This is a genomic window from Pseudomonas sp. MOIL14HWK12:I2 (assembly GCF_000510745.1).
In the GTDB taxonomy this organism is placed as follows: domain Bacteria; phylum Pseudomonadota; class Gammaproteobacteria; order Pseudomonadales; family Pseudomonadaceae; genus Chryseomonas; species Chryseomonas oryzihabitans.
Genome location: NZ_KI783313.1, coordinates 336,644 through 357,997, shown reverse-complemented (window position 1 = coordinate 357,997; position 21,354 = coordinate 336,644). Strand labels below are relative to the sequence as shown.

Genomic DNA, 21,354 nt, shown 5'->3' with positions numbered 1-21,354 from the left:
TCCCGTTTGTCTCACAGCGCAACGCCCGTTAGCATCCCTGTATGAATAAGCCGAACGCTCTACGCCGCGCCCTGATTGGAATTTGTTGTCTGCACGGCGTGGCCTGGGCGGCACCCGCCGAAGTCAGCGTTCGCGTCCAGCCTGCCAATAACGCCTTGCGAGACAACATCCAGGCCTATATCGGCTCCGTCGAAGGGCGCGATGTCGCCGGGTTGCAACGCCTACGCCCGGCGACGGAGCGGCAGGCCGAGCAGGCAGCCCAGGCACTCGGCTACTACCATGCGCAGATCGAGACCCGCGTCGAGCCGGGGGAGACGCCACGGCTGGTGGTCGAGGTACGCCCCGGCGAGCCGGTCAGGCTGCGCAACGTGGATATCCGTATCGAAGGGCCGGCGCGCGAGTTGCGCGCCTTTCGCCAGCCGATACCGGCCGGACTCAAGGCGGGCCAGCCGCTGAACCAGGGCCTCTACGAAGACGCCAAGAGCCTGATCCAGAATCAGGCGCAACGGTATGGTTTCTTTCGCGGCACCTTTACCCAGCACCAGCTGCGGATCGATCCCGCTACCGGATTTGCCGACATCGCCCTGGTGTTCGACAGCGGGCCGCGTTTCGTCCTCGGCAAGGTGTCCTTCGAAGGGGATGCGCCCTTCGATCCCGATCTGCTTCAGCGCATGGTGCCCTTCGCCCAGGGGACGCCCTACGATTCCGAGCTGATCGCCGACTTCCAGAGCAATCTGTTGGCCAGCGGCTTCTTCGATGGGGCGCGGCTCGATACCTATCCCAAGCAGGATGGCGCCGCCGAGGTGCCGGTGACGGTCACCCTACGCACGCGCAAGCCGCGCACCTTCGGTTTCGGCCCCGGCTACTCCACCGATGTCGGTCCGCGGCTGAGATTCACCTGGGAAAATCACTGGCTCAATCCCCAGGGCCACAGCCTGGGCGCCGAGGCCGAGTTGTCGGCGCCACGCCAGAGCATCGCCACCTGGTACGACATTCCCGGGCAGGACCCGATCAACGACAAGTTCCGCTTCGCCGGCGGCTACCAGTACGAGCAGATCGCCAACGACGACTCCCTCAGCCAGTTGCTGACCGTGGGTCCCGAGTGGCATCGCAAGTTTCCCAACGGCTGGGAGCGGGTGCTCTCGCTCAAGTGGCGCAACGAAAGCTATCGGCTGGGCGACGATGAGGGCACCTCCAACCTGGTGATGCCTGGGGTGGATTTCTCCCTGCTGCGCAGCGACAACCGCATCGACCCCAATCGCGGCTATCGCCTGCAATTCGGCGTCTCGGCGGCGAAGGAGGGGTTGCTCTCGGATGCCAACATGATCCACACCACGGCGCTGGCCCGTGGCCTGATCACGGTGGGCGACGGGCACCGCTTCCTCGGACGCCTGCAGCTGGGCGGCAACTTCACCAATGGCTACAACAAGGTCCCGCCATCGCTGCGCTTCTTCGCCGGCGGTGACCAGAGCGTTCGCGGCTACGACTACCAGACCCTGTCGCCGGAAAACGACGAAGGCGACTACGTGGGCGGTCGCTACCTGGTCGCCGGTGGGGTCGAATACCAGTATCCCCTGCGCGACAAGTGGCGGCTGGCCACCTTCATCGACCAGGGCAGCGCCTTCAACGACCTCAACAACTACGAGCTCAAGACCAGCGTCGGTGTGGGCGTGCGTTGGGTCTCGCCGGTTGGTCCGATCCGCGTCGACCTGGCGCACGGTCTCGACGAACCCGGCGGTATTCGCCTGCACTTTTCCATAGGACCTGAGCTGTGAAGTCGTTAGGCGGTGTCATCCTCGGCGTACTGGCGGCCCTGCTGGGCGCTATGATCCTCCTTCTCGCCCTGGTGCTGGGCAACGCCAGCGTCAGCCGGCTGGTGCTGGAACGGGTGCCGGGTCTGACCCTGACCGACTTCCAGGGGCGCCTGGGTGGCCATTGGCAGGCCCGGCAGCTGGTCTGGGAGGGGGGCGCCACTCGGGTGACGGTCGAGGCACCCGAATTCGCCTGGCGACCCGCCTGCCTGCTCAGGCTGCAGCTGTGCATCGATACCCTGGTCGCCTCGCGCGTCGCCATCGAGCAGGCGCCCACTCCGGAGCCGGCGCCGGAGAAGAGCGGGCCCATCCAGTTGCCCAGCCTCGGCTTGCCGTTGGGGGTGCAGCTAGGTGAGGTACGGATCGGCGAGATCCGCTACAACGACGCCGAACAGGCCCGCGACCTGGAGCTCCAAGCCCGCTGGCAGGCTGATGGGATAGCCATCGAGCGCCTGGCCGGCATGGCGCACGGCATCACCCTGGATACCCACGGCCGGTTGCAGCCCAGCGGCGCCTGGCCGCTGCAGTTGCAGGGCACCCTCGGCCTGCCTGCGCCGGAGGCCGCGCCCTGGTTGCTGGCGCTCAAGCTGAACGGCGACTTGCAGAAGACCTTGCAGCTGGAGGCCGACAGCAGCGGCTATCTGCCCGGCCGCCTGACCGGCACGGTGCAGCCGCTGGTGGACAACGTCCCGGCCGATCTGCAACTGGTGGCCGATGGCTTCAAGGCGGCCGCCAGCCTGCCCGATACCCTGCGGCTGAACGACCTCAAGCTGACCGCGCGAGGCGATCTGGCTGTGGGCTACGCCCTGGTCGGCCAGGCGAAACTGCCGGGCGAGGGCGGTCCGGTGGACCTGAATCTGGAGGGTCGCGTCGATGCCAAGGGCGCGCGGATCTCGGCCTTGCGCCTCCAGGCCGCGCCCGAGCAGCGTGTGGCGCTGGCTGGCCAGATCGACTGGCAGCAGGGGCTCGCCGCCGACGCCACCCTGGATTGGCGCGACTTTCCCTGGCGCCGGCTGTATCCCATGGCGGAGCCCCCGGTAAGTCTGCAGCGTCTGCAGGGCGAGGTGGCCTATAGGGATGGTGCCTACCTGGGCAATCTCAAGGCTGCGGCGACCGGTCCGGCCGGCGCCTTCACCCTGGCCACCCCCTTCAGCGGCGATACCACCCAGCTCAATCTGCCCTCGCTGGACCTGCAAGCCGGCCAGGGGCGGGCGCAGGGCAAGGTCAACCTGGGCTTCGCCGAGGGCGTGAGCTGGCAGGTGGCCCTGGATCTGAGCCGCCTGGATCCGGCCTTTTGGGTCGCCCAGCTGCCCGGCAGCCTGGCCGGTCCGCTGCGTAGTTCCGGTGCCTTCAAGGATGGCCGCCTGCAGCTGGATGCCGACCTGGACCTCAAGGGTCGGCTGCGCAACCAGCCGGCCGTGCTGGCCGCCAAGGCCAAGGGCGCCGGCGAGCAGTGGCAGGTCTCGCAGCTGGACATCCGCCTGGGTGACAACCGCATCCAGGGGCAGGGCGCCCTCGATCAACGGCTGCAGGGCCAGCTGCAACTGGATCTGCGACGCCTCGGCCAGCTCTGGCCCGATCTGTCCGGCAGCGTCCAGGGCCGCCTGGATCTGGCCGGCACCCTCAAGGCGCCGGCTGGCCAGCTGCGCCTCGACGGGCGCCAGCTCGCCTATGCCGACAACCGCATGAGCAGCCTGGCGCTGGCGGCGACCCTGGATGACCGCCAGCGCGGCAACCTGGAGCTGACTGCCCAGGGTCTGCAGGCGGCCGGGCGCGATTTCGGCGTCCTGCGCCTGCAGGGGCAGGGCGATCGCCGCCAGCAGCAGGCCGAGCTGTCGCTCAAGGGGCCACAGGTCAACCTGGCGCTCACGGCCGGCGGTACCCTGGCCGACAACGGTGACTGGAAAGGCCAACTGGCCCGCGGCTCGGTTGCCGCCAGTGGCCAGAACTGGACCCTGCAAAGCCCCGCGCGCATCGAGCGCCTGGCCAACGGGCGTCTGGAACTGGGCCGGCACTGCTGGCGGTCCGGCGCGGCCAGCCTCTGTGGCGACGATCAGCAACTGCTGCCCGACACCCGTCTCGCCTGGCACCTGCGCGCCTTCCCGCTCGCCAGTCTGCAACCGCTGCTGCCCCCGGAACTGGCCTGGCAGGGCACCCTCGATGGCGACGTCGACCTGCGCCTGCCCAAGGCCGGACCCGATGGCGAGATCCGTCTCCAGGCCGGTCGTGGCAGCCTCAAGCTGCGCGACGCCGCTGGCCAGTGGCAGACCTTCAGCTACGACAGCCTGGACGTCACCAGCGCCCTGAAGCCGCAGCAGGTGGACACCCAGGTGCGCCTGACCAGTGCCGACCTTGGCCGGCTGGATATCCAGGCGCGGCTGGATCCCCGCGATCCGAACCAGGCGCTGGCCGGTCGCTTCCAGTTGCAGGGCCTGAATCTGGCCCTCGGCAAGGCCTTCGTCGAAGGCATCGAACACCTCGAAGGAAAGATCAACGGTGCCGGCGAGCTGAGTGGCACCCTGCTGCAACCGAGGGTCAACGGCCAGATCCAGCTCAGCGGGGGCGACATCGGCGGCGGCAGCGTGCCGACGCGCCTGCAGGACCTCGGCCTGACCGCCCGCATCCAGGGCGACACCGCGCTGCTCGACGGCGGCTGGCGCAGCGGCACCCAGGGGCGCGGCCAGATCCGGGGCAGCGTCGGCTGGGCCAACGGCTTGGACGTCAATGTGGCGGTCACCGGCGACAAGCTGCCGGTCAATGTCGAGCCCTATGCGCAGCTGGAAGTGGCGCCCGATCTCAAGATCCTGATGAAGGACGGCCGCCTGGCCCTGGCCGGCGAGGTGCGGGTGCCGCGCGGGCGCATCCAGGTGCAGCAGCTGCCGCCATCCACGGTCAAGGTGTCGGACGATGCCGTCATCGTCGGCCAGGAGGCTCCGGCCAAGCAGCCGGCGATGCAGATCGCCATGGACGTCGATGTGCTGGTCGGATCCGACAAGCTCACCTTCGATGCCTTCGGCCTGTCCGCCGAAATCGTTGGCAAGGTGCACATCGGCGACAACCTCGACACCCGCGGCGAGTTGAACCTGCGCAACGGTCGCTACAACGCCTATGGTCAGCGCCTCACCATGAGACGCGCACGGCTGTTCTTCCAGGGGCCCATCGCCCAGCCCTATATCGATGTGGAAGCCGTGCGGGTGGTGCAGGAGCAGAACGTCACCGCCGGCCTGCGGCTTTCGGGTTTCGCCCAGCAGCCGCGCATCGAGGTGTTCTCCGAACCCAGCATGAGCCAGGAGCAGGCGCTGGCCTACCTGGTGCTGGGACGCCCGCTTTCCAGCGGCAGCGAAGGGGACAACAACGTGCTGGGTCAGGCGGCACTGGCCCTCGGCCTGGCCGGCAGCTCCGGCACCGCCGGCGCCCTGGCGCAGCGATTGGGTATCCAGAACTTCCAGCTGGATACCGCCGGTTCGGGGGACAAGACCAGCGTGGTCGCCTCGGGCAATCTCACCGACAGGCTGTCGGTGCGTTATGGGGTAGGGGTGTTCGATTCGGCCAACACCGTCGCCCTGCGCTACCAGCTCACCCGCCGGCTCTATCTAGAGATCGCCAGCGGTCTGGCCAACTCCCTGGATTTCTTCTATCGCCGCGATTTTTGACGCAAGGACGCGTAACGCTTTGATCGGGTGCGGAAAACGTGTTTACTCCCTGTCCCGTCTCATGAGAAAGGAGCAGTTCATGGCAACCGTCAATTTGCGTGGCAACCCGGTCGAGGTGCAGGGCAACCTGCCGCAGGTCGGCCAGCAGGCCCCGGCGTTCAGCCTGGTCAACGGTGATCTGCAGGACATTACCTTGGCCAGCCTCGCCGGCAAGCGCAAGGTGCTCAACATCTTCCCCAGCGTCGATACCCCGACCTGCGCCACCTCGGTGCGCAAGTTCAACAGCGAAGTCGACAAGCTGGATAACACCGTGGTGCTGTGTATCTCCGCCGACCTGCCGTTCGCCCAGAAGCGTTTCTGCGGCGCCGAAGGCCTGGAAAAGGTGGTGAACCTCTCCACCCTGCGCGGTGCCGAATTCCTGCAGAACTATGGCGTCGCCCTGGCCAGCGGTCCGCTGCAGGGCCTGGCCGCCCGCGCCGTGGTGGTGCTGGACGAGCAGGACAAGGTGCTGCACAGCGAGCTGGTCCCCGAGATCGGCCAGGAGCCGGACTACGCGGCCGCACTCGCCGTTCTCGGCTGATCGCCGCCAACCCACCGCTCTGCGCGGTGGGCGTTTCGAAACGGGCAGGCGCCTTTTGTGTCTGCCCGTTTTGCTTTAGGTAAAATCGCGGTAAAGGGGCTGGTTAGCCGTCTCGCTACTGCTTATCTTCCGCCTTTCCCAGCGTGTACGTATCTTCCGATGTCCGACTCTTCGCCTAGCTCTTCCTCCCGTCGCCGACTGGTGTGGCTGCTCGTCCTCGTGGTGCTGGTGGCTGCGGGCGGCTGGTATTGGTATCACCAGCACGGCCAGAAGAACGAGGCCGCTGGCGGCAAGGGCGCGCGTTCGCCCTTCGGCATGACCGGCCCCACGCCGGTACGGGTGGTGGCGGTGGAGCAGCGCAGCTTTCCCATCGTGCGCAAGTCCATCGGCACAGTGACGGCGCTCAACACCGTCAATGTGCGCACCCGGGTCGCTGGCGAACTGGTGCGGGTGGCCTTCGAGGAGGGCCAGAAGGTCAAGGCCGGCGAGTTGCTGGCCAGCATAGATCCGCGTCCCTATGAAGTGGCCCTGCAGCAGGCCGAGGGCACCCTGCAGCAGAACCAGGCGCAGCTGCGCAATGCCGAGCTGGACCTCAAGCGCTACCAAGGGCTGTTCCGCGAAGACAGCATCGCCAGGCAGACCCTGGATACCCAGGAAGCCTTGGTCAACCAGTACCGCGGCACCCTCAAGAACAGCCAGGCGGCGGTGGCCGATGCCAAGCTGAATCTGGCCTTCACCCAGATCAAGGCGCCCATCGCCGGGCGCGTCGGCCTGCGCCAGCTGGACGGCGGCAACCTGCTGTCCGCCAACGACAGCACCGTGGTGGCCGTGATCACCCAGACCCAGCCGATCTCGGTGGTCTTCACCCTGCCGGAAAGCCAGCTGGGCGAATTGCTCAAGCGTGCCCGCGCCGGCCAGACCCTGCCAGTCGAAGCCTGGGATCGCGGCGGTTCGCGCAAGGTCGCCGACGGCACCCTGCAGAGCTTCGACAACCAGATCGACACCGCCACCGGCACCCTCAAGTTCCGCGCCCGTTTCGCCAACGGCGACGAGGCGCTGTTCCCCAACCAGTTCGTGACCGTGCGCGTGCGTGAACAGGTGCTGGAACAGGCCCTTGTGGTGCCTTCGGCCTCCATCCAGTTCGGCTCCAATGGCACCTTCGCCTACGTGGTCGGGGCCGACAACAAGATCCAGGTGCGCAGCCTCAAGCTGGGGCCGGATGACGGCAGCCTGACCGTGGTCACCGAGGGCCTGGCCGCCGGTGACCGGGTGGTGACCGAAGGCACCGATCGCCTGCGCGAGGGCAACGAGGTGGAGGTGGTCACCGGGGCCTCGGCGGCGCCCAGCGAACCAGCCAAGCCGGCGGTACGCAAGCCCGGCAAGACCCAGGGCTGACCGGCCGCGATGGATATCTCGCGCCCCTTCATCCTGCGCCCGGTCGCCACCACCCTGCTGATGGTGGCGCTGCTCATCGCCGGTCTGCTGGCCTATCGCCTGCTGCCGGTCGCAGCCCTGCCGCAGGTGGACTATCCCACCATCCGCGTGCTCACCCTCTATCCGGGCGCCAGTCCCGACGTCATGACCAGCGCCGTGACCGCGCCGCTGGAGCGCCAGTTCGGGCAGATGCCCGGCCTGTCGCAGATGGCCTCCACCAGCTCCGGTGGGGCCTCGGTCATTACCCTTAGATTCAATCTCGAGTTGGACCTGTCGGTCGCCGAGCAGGAGGTCCAGGCGGCGATCAACGCGGCCAACAACCTGCTGCCCAACGACCTGCCGGCGCCGCCGGTGTACAACAAGGTCAATCCAGCGGATACGCCCATCGTCACCCTGGCGATCAGCTCCAGGACCTTGCCGCTGCCCACGCTCTACGACCTGGTCGATACCCGCATGGCGCAGAAGCTCGCCCAGGTGAGCGGGGTGGGGATGGTCAGCCTGGCCGGTGGCCAGCGCCCGGCCGTGCGCATCCAGGTCGATCCGGACAAGCTCGCCGCCCACAACCTGACCCTGGCCGACGTGCGCAGCCTGGTCACCAGCGAAAACACCAACCAGCCCAAGGGCAGCTTCGACGGTCCCACCCGGGTCGCCACCCTGGACGCCAACGACCAGTTGCGCGACCCCAAGGCCTACGGCGACCTGATCCTCAACTACGCCGACAACGGCGCCCTGCGCCTGGGTGACGTCGCCACCATCGCCCAGGGTGCGGAAAACGACCGCCTGGCCGCCTGGGCCAATCGCAGTGGCGCCATTCTGGTCAATGTCCAGCGCCAGCCCGGCGCCAACGTCATCCAGACCGTCGACCGCATCCAGGCGCTCCTGCCCAGCCTCAGGGAAAGCCTGCCGGCCGGTCTCGACATCGCCGTGCTCAGCGACCGTACCGAGACCATCCGCGCGGCGGTCACCGACGTCCAGCACGAGATGCTGCTGGCGGTGGGGCTGGTGGTCATGGTCACCTTCGTCTTCCTGCGCCGCTTCAGCGCCACCCTGATCCCCTCGGTCACGGTGCCGCTGTCGCTGATCGGCACCTTTGGCGCCATGTACCTGGCCGGCTTCTCGCTGAACAACCTGTCGCTGATGGCCCTGACCATCGCCACCGGGTTCGTCGTCGACGATGCCATCGTCATGCTGGAGAACATCTCCCGGCATCTGGAAGAGGGCGCCACGCCCCTGGAAGCGGCGCTCAAGGGCGCCCGCCAGATCGGCTTCACCCTGGTGTCCCTGACCGTCTCGCTGATCGCGGTGCTCATCCCGCTACTGTTCATGCAGGACGTGGTCGGCCGGCTGTTCCGCGAATTCGCCATCACCCTGGCGGTGGCCATCCTCATCTCCCTGGTGATCTCCCTGACACTCACGCCGATGATGTGCGCCCGGCTGCTCAAGCGCGAGGAGGCCGCGGAACATCGACTGGTCTGGCTGGAGCGGCTGATCGCCGGCTACGGTCGCGCGCTGCGCTGGTCGCTGGCCAACCGGGCGCTGATGCTGATGCTGGCGGTCGCGACCTTCGTGCTCACCGCGGTGCTCTACCTGCTGGTGCCCAAGGGCTTCTTTCCGGCCCAGGACACCGGCTCCATCCAGGGCATCACCGAGGCGCCCCAGTCCATCTCCTTCCGCGGCATGAGCGAGCGCCAGCAGGCGCTGGCCGAGGTGGTGCTGCAGGACCCGGCGGTGGCGAGCCTGTCGTCCTACATCGGCGTCGACGGCGACAACGTCACCCTCAACAGCGGCCGCATGCAGATCAACCTCAAGCCGCAGAGCGAGCGCGACGTGACGGCCCAGGAAGTGATCGACCGCCTGCGTCCCGAGGTCGCCAAGGTGGTGGGCATCACCCTCTACATGCAGCCGGTGCAGGACCTCAGCGTCGAAGACCGGGTCAGCCGGACCCAGTACCAGCTCAGCCTGGACTCGCCCGATGCCAATCTGCTCGACACCTGGGTGCCGCGCCTGACCCAGGCCCTGCAGCAACGCCCGGAAGTCACGGATGTCACCAGCGACCTGCAGAACAAGGGCCTGCAGCTGTACCTGACCATCGACCGAGACGCCGCGGCGCGCCTCGGTGTCCAGGTCTCGGCCATCACCGACGCCCTCTACGACGCCCTCGGTCAGCGGCAGATCTCGACCATCTACACCCAGGCCAACCAGTATCGGGTGGTGCTGGCCAGCGCCGCCGCTGACAGCCTGGGTCCAGACGCCCTCAGCCAGGTCTGGGTGAAGGCGGGCAGTGGTACCTCGTCCAGCGGCAGCAGCGGTACCGGAACGGCCACCACCACCGAGACCACCACGGACACCGGTCGCGCCCCGGTGCGGCTGTCCAGCCTGGTGAAGATGGAGCAGCGGCCGACCCGGCTGGTGATCAACCACCTGAGCCAGTTCCCGGCGGTGACCCTGTCGTTCAACCTGGCCAACGGCGTTTCCCTCGGCGCCGCCGTGGCGGCCATTGATGCGGCCAAGCAGGAGATCGGCCTGCCGATCGGCATCAACACCCGCTACCAGGGCGCGGCGGCAGCCTTCCAGGCGTCGCTGTCCAGCACCTTGCTGCTGATCCTGGCCGCGGTGGTGGTGATGTACATCGTCCTTGGCGTGCTGTACGAGAGCTTCATCCACCCCCTGACCATCCTCTCGACGCTGCCCTCGGCGGCCATCGGTGCGCTGCTGGCGCTCTTGCTCACCGGCAACGACCTCGGCCTGATCGCGGTGATCGGCATCATCCTGCTCATCGGCATCGTCAAGAAGAACGCCATCATGATGATCGACTTCGCCCTCGACGCCGAACGGCACCAGGGGCTGAAGCCGGAAGAGGCCATCTACCAGGCGGCGCTGCTGAGATTCCGGCCGATCCTCATGACCACCTTGGCCGCGCTGTTCGGCGCGGTGCCGCTGATGCTGGCCACCGGCGCCGGCGCCGAGTTGCGCCAGCCGCTGGGCCTGGTGATGGTCGGCGGCCTGCTGGTCAGCCAGGTGCTGACGCTGTTCACCACCCCGGTGATCTACCTGGCCTTCGACAGCCTGGGCGAGCGCCTGGGTCGGCGCAGGACGGCCTGAGGTGAATCTTTCGGCGCCCTTCATCGCCCGGCCGGTCGCGACCCTGCTGCTGAGTCTGGCGCTGCTGCTGCTCGGCGCCATCGCCTTTCGGCTGTTGCCGGTGGCGCCCCTGCCGCAGATGGACTTTCCCACCATCACGGTCTCGGCGACCCTGTCAGGCGCCAGTCCCCAGGTGATGGCCTCCAGCGTCGCCACGCCGCTGGAGCGTTCCCTGGGCACCATTGCCGGCATCAGCTCCATGACCAGCCGCAGCAGCCAGGGCTCGACCCAGATCATCATCCAGTTCGACCTGGACAAGGACGTCAACACCGCCGCCCGCGAGGTACAGGCGGCCATCAACGCGTCGCGCAACCTCTTGCCCAGCGGCATGCGCCAGATGCCGCGCTATCGCAAGGTCAATCCGTCCCAGGCACCCATCATGGTGTTCTCCCTGACTTCCAAGACGCTGAGCAAGGGCGAGCTGTACGACCTGGCGTCCACGGTGCTGGCGCAGAGCCTGTCCCAGGTCAACGGCGTGGGCGAGGTGCAGATCGGTGGCAGCTCCCTGCCGGCGGTGCGCGTCGAGCTGGAGCCGCGGCAGCTGGAGCACTATGGCCTGGCGCTGGACGACGTCCGCACCGCCATCAATAGCGCCAACCAGCGCCGACCCAAGGGCGCGGTGGCCAATGACGAGCACAACTGGCAGATCCAGGCCAACGACCAGCTGTTCAAGGCGGCCGACTACGCGCCCCTGATCATCCGCTACCAGGATGGCGCGGCCTTGCGCCTGCGCGATGTCGCCAAGGTCAGCGACGCCGTGGAAGACCGCTACAACGCCGGCTTCTACAACGACCAGAGCGCCGTGCTGCTGGTGGTCAATCGCCAGGCCAACGCCAACATCATCGAGACCATCGCCGCGCTCAAGGCGCGCCTGCCGGCGCTGGAAGCCATCGTCCCGGCCAGCGCCCGCCTGGAAGTGGCCATGGACAGGTCCGGGGTGATCAAGGCCACCCTGCACGAAGCCGAACTGACCCTGATCATCGCCGTCTTTCTGGTAATCGGCGTGGTCTGGCTGTTCCTCGGTCGGCTGCGCAGCGCGGTGATCCCGGCCTTGGCGGTACCCATCTCGCTGGTGGGTACCTTCGCCGTCATGTACATCCTGGGCTTCTCGCTCAACACCCTGTCGCTAATGGCCTTGATCCTGGCGGCAGGGCTGGTGGTGGACGATGCCATCGTGGTGCTGGAGAACATCGCCCGCCACATCGACAACGGCATGGCGCCGCTCAAGGCGGCCTACCAGGGTACCCGCGAGGTCGGCTTCACCCTGCTGTCGATGAACGTCTCCCTGGTGGCGGTCTTCGTCGCCATCCTGTTCATCGGCGGTATCGTCGAGAAGCTGTTCCGCGAATTCTCCCTGACCCTGGCGGCGGCCATCCTGGTGTCGCTGGTGGTGTCTCTGACGCTGACGCCCATGCTCTGCGCACGCTGGCTCAGGCCTCATGACCCGGCCACCGAAAGCCGCCTGCAGCGCTTCAGCGAGCGCGCCCATCGTCGCCTGGTGGCGGGTTACGACCGCAGCCTCGGCTGGGCGCTGCGCCATCGGCGCCTGACCCTGCTCAGTCTGTTCGCCACCATAGCGCTCAACGTGGCGCTCTATGTGGTGGTGCCCAAGACCTTCATGCCGCAGCAGGACACCGGCCAGCTGATCGGCTTCATCCGCGGCGACAACGCCCTGTCGTTCCAGGTGATGCAGCCGAAGATCGAGATCCTGCGCAAGTCGCTGCTGGCCGATCCGGCGGTGGCCAGTGCCTCCGGCTTCGTCGGCAGCTCCGGCTCCGGCAGCGGGGTGAACAACGCGGTGATGCTGATTCGCCTCAAGCCCATCGCCGAGCGCCAGCTGGATGCCCAGAAGGTCATCGAGCGTATCCGCGCCAATGCGCCCAAGGTGCCGGGCGCCCAGCTGTTCCTCATGGCCGATCAGGACCTGAGATTCGGCGGGCGCCAGCAGAGCACCTCGTCCTATGAGTACAACCTGCTCTCCGGCGACGTCGGGCTGCTGGAAACCTGGCAGCCCAAGGTGCTGGCCGCGCTCAAGGCGCTGCCGGAGCTGACCGCGGTGGACGGTCGCGAAGGCAGCACCCAGCAGATCACCCTGCAGATCGACCGCGAGAAGGCCAAGCGCCTCGGCGTGGACATGGAGACCGTGGCCGCGGTACTCAACAACTCCTTCGCCCAGCGGCAGATCTCGACCATCTACGAGCCGCTTAACCAGTACAAGGTGGTGATGGAGATCAATCCGCGCTATGCCCAGGACCCGACCATCCTCGAGCAGGTGCGGGTCATCACCGCCAGCGGCGCCCAGGTGCCGCTGGCAGCCTTCGCCTACTACACCAACAGCCTCGCCGAGGACCGCGTTACCCACGACGGCCAGTTCGCCTCGGAAAGCATCAACTTCGACCTGGCGCCGGATGTCAGCCTGGAACAGGCGACCCGGGCGGTGCAGCGCGCCGTGGCCGCCATCGGCCTGCCCAGCGATGTGCAGGGGCGCCTGGGCGGCTCCGCCAACATCTTCGCCAGCACGGTGTCCGGGCAGCCGCTGATGATCCTCGGCGCCCTGGTGCTGGTCTACATCGTGCTTGGCGTGCTCTACGAAAGCTATGTCCACCCCCTGACCATCCTCTCGACGCTGCCGTCGGCCGGGGTAGGGGCCTTGCTGGCCATCCAGCTCACCGGTGGCCAGTTCAGCCTGATCTCCATGCTCGGGCTGTTCCTGCTGATCGGGGTGGTGAAAAAGAACGCCATCATGATGGTGGACCTGGCGCTGCAGCTGGAACGCCAGCAGGGCCTGACGCCCGAGGAAGGCATCCGCCAGGCCTGCCTGCTGCGCCTGAGGCCCATCCTCATGACCACCATGGCCGCCATTCTCGGCGCCGTGCCGCTGCTGATCGGCGATACCGAGGGCGCCGAGATGCGCCAGCCGCTGGGCCTGGTGATCGTCGGCGGACTGGTGCTGAGCCAGATTCTCACGCTCTACACCACTCCGGTGGTCTATCTCTATTTCGAACGCCTGCGCCGCCGCGTCAATCGCTGGCGCGGCATCCGTACCGACGCTGCCCTGGATACGCCGCTATGACCCCAACCCTGCGCCTGCCGACGCTGACCCTGGCTCTGCTGCTGGCCGGCTGTACCCTGGGCCCGGACTACCAGCGGCCGACCACCACGGTGCCGGTCGCCTATCGCCACGCCGAAGGCTGGCAGGCGGCGGCGCCCAAGGACCTGGAGATCCGTGGCGACTGGTGGCGGCGCTATGACGATCCGACCCTCGACCGTCTGATGGTCCAGCTCAACCAGCGCAACCAGAGCCTGGCCCAGGCCGAGGCGACCTATCGGCAATCCCTGGCCTTGGTCAGCCAAGCACGGGCTTCGCTGTTCCCGACGCTCTCCAGCAGCCTGGGCGCCACCCGCTCCGGGCGCGGGGGTGGTTCGGGCAGCAACACCGTCATCCGCAACTCCAATGGCACCAGCAGCACCGTCAGCAGCGGTGGCTCCAGCACCATCAGCAACGCCTACGACGCCAGTCTGGGGGTGAGTTGGGAGCTGGATCTCTGGGGCCGCGTCCGGCGCCAGGTGGAGGCGGATCGGGCCTCTGCCCAGGCCAGCGCCGCGGAGCTCGCGGCCACCCGCCTGAGCCTGCAGACGCAACTGGCGACCAACTACCTGCAACTGCGCGTACTGGACGCCCAGCAGCGACTGCTCGACGCCACCGTGGCCGCCTACGAGCGATCCCTGCGCCTGACCCAGAATCAGTACCGCGCCGGCATCGTCACCCCGGCGGATGTGGCCCAGGCCACCACCCAGCTGAAGAGCACCCAGGCCGACGCCATCGACCTCAGGTATCAGCGTGCCCAGCTGGAAAACGCTATCGCGGTGCTGGTCGGCGAGGTCCCGGCCAATTTCCAGCTGGCCGCGGTCAAAACGATTCCCGAGTTGCCGCCGCTGCCGAGCGCCGTGCCCTCGACGCTGCTCGAACGTCGTCCGGACATCGCCCAGGCCGAGCGCCAGGTTATGGCCGCCAATGCCGCCATCGGCGTCGCCGAAGCCGCCTATTATCCCGACCTGACCCTGAGTGCCAGCGGTGGCTACAGCGCCAGCCAGTGGGGCAACCTGATCAGCACGCCAAATCGCTTCTGGTCGATCGGGCCGTCCTTTGCCCTGTCGCTGTTCGATGGCGGCCTGAGACGCGCTCAGGTGGAGTCCGCCGAGGCCAGCTACGACGCCAGCGTCGCCGGTTATCGCCAGACCGTGCTCGCGGGCTTCCGCGAGGTGGAAGACTATCTGGTGCAGTTGAGTACCTACAGCGACGAAGCCGGCGTGCGCCAAGAGGCCCTGGATGCCGCGCGCCGCGCCCTGCAACTGGCCGAGAACCAGTACCAGGCCGGCCTGATCGGCTATCTCGACGTGGTCACCCTGCAGACCACCGCCCTGAGCAACGAGCGCACCAACCTGACCCTGCTCGGCAGTCGCCTCAGCACCAGCGTCCAGCTGATCGCCGCGCTTGGCGGTGGCTGGGATGGCAATCTCACGCCGCCCGCACCGCCACGGCGGCCCTGATCCTGAGCAGGAAAAAGCCGCGCAGATTCTGGATTGTCGAGGCTGTGGGCGCGCCTTTGGGCGAGGCACGACGGCCGATCACCGGCGTGCCGGAGTGGATGGAGCTGAACGCTTGCGTGGATAGCCCCCTCTCCCTGCGGGAGAGGGCTGGGGTCAGGGGGCCCTTTGCCGCGAAGTCCCCAGTGGAACAGGCTGCGCTGTTTTCCACGCTACTGCACGGGAGGGCAACGTCACGCCCCAGCGGCCCTGACGGCGGGCACAAAAAAGCCGGGCGATGGCCCGGCTTTTTCACGACTGGCGCTTAGTTGGGGAAGAGTTCGCCCAGCTTCATGCTCAGCATCATGTTGCCTTCGACGCGCAGCTTGCCGGACATGAAGGCCTGCATGCCGTCGGTCTCGCCGCTGACGATGCCGGCCAGGGTGGCCTGGTCCATGATCAGGGTGCAATCCGGGTCGGCGGCGTCGCCCTGCTGGACGTCGCAGGTGCCGTCCTTGACGACCACGTAGTAGTTGTCACCACCCTCGACGTCGAATTGATAGGTGAGGTCCAGGCCGGCCGCGGCGGAGGGGTCGAACTTGCTCTTCAGGGTGGCGATGGCTTCGGCTGCGCTCATGGCGAGGGTCCTTGTGGTCTTTTTCGATGAGGCCCACTCCAGGCGGAGGGGCAGGGCACTCGACCGAGGGTAGGGGGCGACAGGAGGCCTGTCAACGGATATTCATACGCTTGTTTGAAAGGCGCGGGCGCATGCCCGGCCGGATCACGGCCCACGGCCGGCCTGTGCAGAAAGACCGCCCGGGAGTCGCCGAGTTTCTATCGGTCGGGCGACTCGGTATGCTGGGCAGGGCACTGCTGCCGCCATCCTAGGAGAGTCCGTGGAGTTTCTTGCCGACTATGCCAGTTTCCTGGCCAAAACCGTCACCGTGGTGGTCGCCATCATCGCCGTGCTGCTGTTCACCGCCGCCGTTCGCGGCCGCAACCGGCGCAGCTCGGCCGGCCAGCTGCAGGTACAGAAGCTCAACGACTTCTATCGCGATCTGCGGCTGAGGTTGCAGCAGAGCGTGCTGGGCAAGGAGGCCTTCAAGGCCCTGCGCAAACGCGAGACCAAGGCCGAGAAGACCAAGCGCAAGAGCGAGACCGGCAAATCGCGGGTCTATGTGCTCGACTTCCATGGCGACATCAAGGCCACGGCCAACGAACACCTGCGCAACGAGATCACCGCGGTCCTGACCCTGGCGACGCCCAAGGACGAGGTGGTGGTACGGCTGGAAAGCGGCGGTGGCCTGGTGCACAGCTATGGCCTGGCCGCCTCCCAGCTGGCGCGCATCCGCCAGGCCGGGATCCCCCTGACGATCTGTGTCGACAAGGTGGCCGCCAGCGGCGGCTACATGATGGCCTGCATCGGCGATCGCATCCTCTGCGCGCCCTTCGCCATCCTCGGGTCCATCGGCGTGGTCGCCCAGTTGCCCAATGTCCATCGCCTGCTGAAGAAGCACGACGTGGACTTCGAGGTCTTCACCGCCGGTGAGTACAAGCGCACCGTCACCGTATTCGGCGAGAACGACGAGAAGGGCAAGGAGAAATTCCAGCACGACCTGGACACCACCCACGTCCTGTTCAAGAACTTCGTCTCCCACTACCGGCCGCAGCTCAACATCGACGAGGTCGCCACCGGTGAGGTCTGGCTGGGCCAGGCCGCGCTGGGCAAGCAACTGGTGGACGAACTGCGTACCAGCGACGAATACCTGGCCGAACGGGCCCAGGTGGTCGAGGTCTTTTCGCTGCGTTTCGTCGAGAAGAAATCCCTGCCCGAACGCCTGGGCATGGCGGCGAGTCTCGGTGTCGATCGTCTGGTGACCACCTGGTGGGAGCGTCTGGGCGAGTCGACCCGCTGGCGCTGAGGTCCATAGGACGGGCGGCCCCATAACAAGACTCCAACGGAGGTTCTGCGATGAGCAATTTTCAGGCGCTCTGGGTAACCGAAGGGGCCCATGGTGCTTTTCGGCAAGAAGTGGTGACACGCACCCTGGACGACCTGCCCGCGGGCGAGGTGCTGATCCGGGTGCGCTACTCCTCGCTCAACTACAAGGACGCGCTCTCGGCCATCGGCAACCGCGGCGTGACCCGGCGCTATCCCCATACCCCGGGGATCGACGCGGCGGGCGTGGTGGAGCAGTCCAGCGCGGGCGAATTCGCCGTGGGCGACGAAGTCCTCGTCACCGGCTATGACCTCGGCATGAACACCCCCGGCGGCTTCGGCCAGTACATCCGGGTGCCGGCCGCCTGGGTGATCCGGCGCCCGGACAATCTCGGCCTGCGCGAGGCCATGGTGCTGGGTACCGCGGGTCTCACCACGGCGCTGTGCGTCGAGAAACTGGAACAGATGGGCCTGACCCCGGAGGCCGGCACCGTGCTGGTCACCGGCGCCAGTGGCGGCGTGGGCAGTCTGGCGGTCAAGCTGCTGGCGCGACTCGGCTATCACGTGGCGGCGTCCACCGCCAAGCTGGAGCGCGCGGAGTGGCTGCATCGCCTGGGCGCCCGGCAGATCCTCGACCGTGCGACCCTGGCCGACGGGGTCGGCAAGCCGCTCCTGGACCAGCAGTGGGCCGGCGCGGTGGATACCGTCGGCGGCGACATCCTCTTCAATGTCATCAAGTCGCTGGAATACGGCGGCAGCGTGGCCTGCTGCGGCATGACGGCGGGCACCAAGTTCGAAGCCGGGGTCTTTCCCTTCATCCTGCGCGGGGTGAATCTGCTGGGCGTGGATTCCGTCGAATTGCCGCTGATGGCCAAGGCCGCGCTCTGGGACAAGCTTTCGGTGCAGTGGAAGCTGGACGACCTGGATAGCCTGACCCGAGAGGTCGGCCTGGAGGAACTGCCCGATACCATCAGCCAGATCCTCGCCGGCAAGATGGTGGGCCGGGTGGTGGTCGATCTCGGTTGAGCGAAGGCCAGGCAAAAAGAAACCCGCCATGGCGGGTTTCTTTTTGCGTCCAAGCCAGCGATCAGGCCTGGCGACGGCGGAATAGCGGCTCCGGTTGGTCGACCGCGCTCTGGTAGGTCACGCTGAAGTCGCGCAGACCGGCCAGGGCCGCTTCCGGATCGCGGTCGGCGCGGACCACATAGGCGTCGAAGCCGCAGCGCTTGAGAAAGAACAGCTGGTCCTGCAGCACATCGCCGATGGCGCGCAACTCGCCAGTCCAGCCGAAGCGCTCGCGCAGCAGCCGGGCGTAGGAGTAGCCGCGACCGTCGACGAAGGCCGGGAAGTTGATGGCGATCAGATCGAAATGCTCAAGGTCGCCGGCGATGCTTTCCGGCTCTTCGTCGCTGTCCAGCCAGATGCCCAGTTTGCCGTCGCGGCAGGTGAGGGCATGGCCGTGCTCCAGCCACAGGGCGGCCGGGATGATCACGTCGTCGCTGTTGGGAACGTCTGCGAAGGCGACGTCCTTGGGCAGCAGGTGCCAGTTATCGGTGACCAGCTGGTCGCCCTTAATGATTCTTTGCATAGACGCGCTCCTTGAAGGGGTCGATACCGATACGGCGGTAGGTGTCGATGAAGCGCTCGTCTTCGGTGCGTTGCTCGACGTAGACATTGATCAGCTTGCCGATCACCTCGGGCATCTGATCCTGGGCGAAGGAGGGGCCGAGGATCTTGGCCAGGGTGGCGTCGCGGCCGGCGTCGCCGCCCAGGGACACCTGGTAGAACTCCTCGCCCTTCTTGTCCACGCCGAGGATGCCGATGTGGCCGACGTGATGGTGGCCGCAGGCGTTCATGCAGCCGGAGATGTTGAGGTCCAGCTCGCCAATGTCGAACAGGTAGTCCAGGTCGTCGAAGCGGCGCTGGATGGATTCGGCGATGGGGATCGACTTGGCGTTGGCCAGGGAGCAGAAATCACCGCCCGGGCAGCAGATCATGTCGGTCAGCAGGCCGATGTTGGGGGTGGCGAAGCCATGCTCGCGCAGCGCGTGCCACAGCTCCAGCAACTGGTCCTGGCGGACGTCGGCGAAGATGACGTTCTGCTGGTGCGAGGTGCGCAGCTCACCGAAACTGTAGCGATCGGCCAGGTCGGCCATGGCGTCCAGCTGGCGATCGGTGACGTCGCCGGGGGCCACGCCGGTGGGCTTGAGCGACAGGGTCACGGCGACATAGCCCGGACGCTTGTGGCGGAAGGTGTTGCGCTGGCGCCAGCGGGCGAAGCCGGGGTGCTCGGCGTCCAGGCGGGCGAGGGCCTCGTCCTGGTCCTGCAGCTCGGCATAGGCCGGATCGACGAAGAAGGCGGAGACCCGCGCGACCTCGGCTTCGGTCAGGGTGATGGGACCGTCCTTGAGGTGGGCCCATTCGGCCTCGACCTTTTCGGCGAAGGCCTCGGCGCCCAGGGCCTTGACCAGGATCTTGATGCGCGCCTTGAACTTGTTGTCGCGGCGACCGTAGCGGTTGTAGACCCGCAGGGTGGCTTCCAGGTAGCTGAGCAGATGCTGCCAGGGCAGGAATTCGCGGATGAATTCGCCGGTGTGGGGGGTACGGCCCTGGCCGCCGCCGACCAGCACGCGGAAGCCCAGCTCGCCGGCCTCGTTGCGCACCGCTTCCAGGCCGATGTCGTGCACCTCGATGGCGGCACGATCCAGCGCGGCGCCGTTGACGGCGATCTTGAACTTGCGCGGCAGGAAGGCGAATTCGGGGTGGAAGGTCGACCACTGGCGGATGATCTCGCACCAGGGGCGCGGATCGATCAGCTCGTCGTGGGCGACGCCGGCGAACTGGTCGGTGGTGGTGTTGCGGATACAGTTGCCGCTGGTCTGGATGGCGTGCATCTGCACGGTGGCCAGCTCGGCGAGGATCTCGGGGACGTCTTCCAGCTCCGGCCAGTTGAACTGGAAGTTCTGCCGGGTGCTGATGTGGGCGTAGCCCTTGTCGTAGTCACGGGCGATCTGCGCCAGCTTGCGCACCTGGGTGGTGTTCAGCAGGCCATAGGGCACGGCGACCCGCAGCATGGGCGCATAGCGCTGGATGTAGAGGCCGTTCTGCAGGCGCAGCGGGCGGTATTCTTCGCCACCCAGCTCTCCGGCCAGGAAGCGGCGGGTCTGGTCGCGAAACTGGGCGACACGTTCTTCGACGATCCGTTGATCGTACTGATCGTAAACGTACATGGTCATCCTGCTGTCAGGCGGCGCGCACGGCTGCGCGTGATCGAAGTCTTGGGCACCCCGGGGGCGCTCTGGCGACTTTTCTAGGCCGTGCACGATAGCAGCAGGTCTATATGCTTAAAAGCGATGTTTCTTTATATATAAATCTATTCCGGCGATAAGCGGAGAGTGGGTGGGCGGCGCCGGACACCGCCCACCGCGGGCCTCAGTTGAGGCCCAGCTTGCCGCGCAGGGTGGAGAGGTCTTCGGCCAGGGTGTTGACCGGACCGACCAGGGCCTTGCGGTCACGCTCGCTGACCTTGTCGTAGGTCTCGAAGCCGCCGTCCTTGGTCTTGTACTTGGCCAGGATCTTGTCGACCGTGGCGAAGTTCTTGTCGACCTTGGCGACGAAGGCCTGGTCCTGCTTCTCGATCTGCGGGCGGAACAGGTCGACGATCTTCTTGGCGCCATCGACGTTGGCCTGGAAGTCGTAGAGATCGGTGTGGCTGTAGCGCTCTTCCTCGCCCGACACCTTGGTCGCCGCCACTTCCTCCATCAGCGCCGCAGCGCCACCCACCACCTTTTCCGGCGGGAAGGTCAGGCCGTCGACGCGGGCCTGCAGGTCCTTGACGTCGGCCAGCAGCTTGTCGGCGACGGGACCCTGGCCCTCGGTGGTGTTCTGGGTGAAGAGTGCGTATTCCAGGCGGTGGAAGCCGGTAAAGTCCTCGGATTTCACGCCCTGCTCATGGTCGTCTTCGCGGGAGTCGATGGCGGCGTCCAGGTCGCTGAACAGCTCGGCGATGGGCTCCACCTGCTCGTAGGAGACCCGCGTCGGCGCATAGAGCTTGCGCGCGGTGGCCAGGTCGCCGCGCTTGACCGCCGCGGTGAAGGCCTGGGTCTGCTCGGTGAGCTTGGCCAGGTTGTCGGTGACATAGATCTTGTAGTCGGAGATGGGGCCGACCAGATCCAGCGGCGAGTTGGCCGCGAAGGCCGGCGTGGCGAGGGCCAGACCGAGGGCAATGGCGAGGAACGAGCGTTTCATTCGACTTCTCCTGTCGAGGTA

General features: G+C 67.0%; 13 protein-coding genes. 9 read left to right on the top strand and 4 right to left on the bottom strand.

All coding sequences use genetic code 11. The features are described from left to right. Positions 1-41 precede the first annotated feature (41 nt). The 7 genes from PSK12I2_RS0117950 to PSK12I2_RS0117920 all read left to right on the top strand — a co-directional run bounded on the left by PSK12I2_RS0117950 (position 42) and on the right by PSK12I2_RS0117920 (position 15,170). The gene (locus tag PSK12I2_RS0117950) at positions 42-1,775 is read left to right on the top strand and encodes an autotransporter assembly complex family protein (protein WP_219860232.1); all 1,734 of its coding nucleotides are present in this window, start codon (positions 42-44) and stop codon (positions 1,773-1,775) included. Next, positions 1,772-5,464 (top strand): translocation/assembly module TamB domain-containing protein, encoded by a 3,693-nt coding sequence (locus PSK12I2_RS0117945; protein WP_027599455.1) that lies wholly within the window; start codon positions 1,772-1,774, stop codon positions 5,462-5,464. Before PSK12I2_RS0117950 ends, PSK12I2_RS0117945 begins: the two co-directional genes overlap by 4 nt. A gap of 79 nt (positions 5,465-5,543) precedes the next feature. Beyond that, positions 5,544-6,044 carry a thiol peroxidase gene (gene tpx, locus PSK12I2_RS0117940; RefSeq protein ID WP_027599454.1) on the top strand — a complete coding sequence of 167 codons (501 nt, stop codon included), beginning with the start codon at positions 5,544-5,546 and terminating at the stop codon, positions 6,042-6,044. 159 nt (positions 6,045-6,203) lie between these two features. Continuing rightward, positions 6,204-7,439, top strand: coding sequence for an MdtA/MuxA family multidrug efflux RND transporter periplasmic adaptor subunit (locus PSK12I2_RS0117935; RefSeq protein ID WP_027599453.1), 1,236 nt, complete (start codon positions 6,204-6,206; stop codon positions 7,437-7,439). A 9-nt stretch (positions 7,440-7,448) separates the two neighbouring features. Continuing rightward, positions 7,449-10,580 carry a multidrug efflux RND transporter permease subunit gene (locus tag PSK12I2_RS0117930; protein ID WP_027599452.1) on the top strand — a complete coding sequence of 1,044 codons (3,132 nt, stop codon included), beginning with the start codon at positions 7,449-7,451 and terminating at the stop codon, positions 10,578-10,580. A 1-nt stretch (position 10,581) separates the two neighbouring features. Continuing rightward, positions 10,582-13,692 carry an efflux RND transporter permease subunit gene (locus PSK12I2_RS0117925; protein WP_027599451.1) on the top strand — a complete coding sequence of 1,037 codons (3,111 nt, stop codon included), beginning with the start codon at positions 10,582-10,584 and terminating at the stop codon, positions 13,690-13,692. Next, complete coding sequence (locus tag PSK12I2_RS0117920) at positions 13,689-15,170, top strand: efflux transporter outer membrane subunit (protein WP_027599450.1); 1,482 nt, start codon at positions 13,689-13,691, stop codon at positions 15,168-15,170. Before PSK12I2_RS0117925 ends, PSK12I2_RS0117920 begins: the two co-directional genes overlap by 4 nt. A 301-nt stretch (positions 15,171-15,471) precedes the next feature. On the opposite strand, the gene PSK12I2_RS0117915 is transcribed toward PSK12I2_RS0117920, so the two are convergent. Continuing rightward, positions 15,472-15,783, bottom strand: coding sequence for an SCP2 sterol-binding domain-containing protein (locus tag PSK12I2_RS0117915; RefSeq protein ID WP_007158414.1), 312 nt, complete (start codon positions 15,781-15,783; stop codon positions 15,472-15,474). Positions 15,784-16,042: 259 nt separating this feature from the next. Here PSK12I2_RS0117915 and sohB point away from each other — a divergent pair, with 259 nt between their 5' ends. Both sohB and PSK12I2_RS0117905 read left to right on the top strand, forming a co-directional pair. After that, entirely contained in the window at positions 16,043-17,068 is a 1,026-nt protein-coding gene (gene sohB, locus PSK12I2_RS0117910; RefSeq protein ID WP_027599449.1) for a protease SohB, read from the top strand. A gap of 50 nt (positions 17,069-17,118) precedes the next feature. Continuing rightward, the gene (locus tag PSK12I2_RS0117905) at positions 17,119-18,111 is read left to right on the top strand and encodes a YhdH/YhfP family quinone oxidoreductase (RefSeq protein WP_027599448.1); all 993 of its coding nucleotides are present in this window, start codon (positions 17,119-17,121) and stop codon (positions 18,109-18,111) included. Between the two features lie 61 nt (positions 18,112-18,172). On the opposite strand, the gene PSK12I2_RS0117900 is transcribed toward PSK12I2_RS0117905, so the two are convergent. The 3 genes from PSK12I2_RS0117900 to efeO all read right to left on the bottom strand — a co-directional run bounded on the left by PSK12I2_RS0117900 (position 18,173) and on the right by efeO (position 21,333). After that, a complete protein-coding gene (locus PSK12I2_RS0117900; RefSeq protein ID WP_027599447.1) occupies positions 18,173-18,673 on the bottom strand; it encodes a DUF934 domain-containing protein in 501 nt (166 codons plus the stop codon). Further along, on the bottom strand, positions 18,657-20,315 hold the full coding sequence (locus tag PSK12I2_RS0117895; protein ID WP_027599446.1) for a nitrite/sulfite reductase: 1,659 nt from the start codon (positions 20,313-20,315) through the stop codon (positions 18,657-18,659). Before PSK12I2_RS0117895 ends, PSK12I2_RS0117900 begins: the two co-directional genes overlap by 17 nt. Before the next feature lie 202 nt (positions 20,316-20,517). Further along, complete coding sequence (gene efeO / locus PSK12I2_RS0117890) at positions 20,518-21,333, bottom strand: iron uptake system protein EfeO (protein WP_027599445.1); 816 nt, start codon at positions 21,331-21,333, stop codon at positions 20,518-20,520. Positions 21,334-21,354 lie beyond the last annotated feature (21 nt).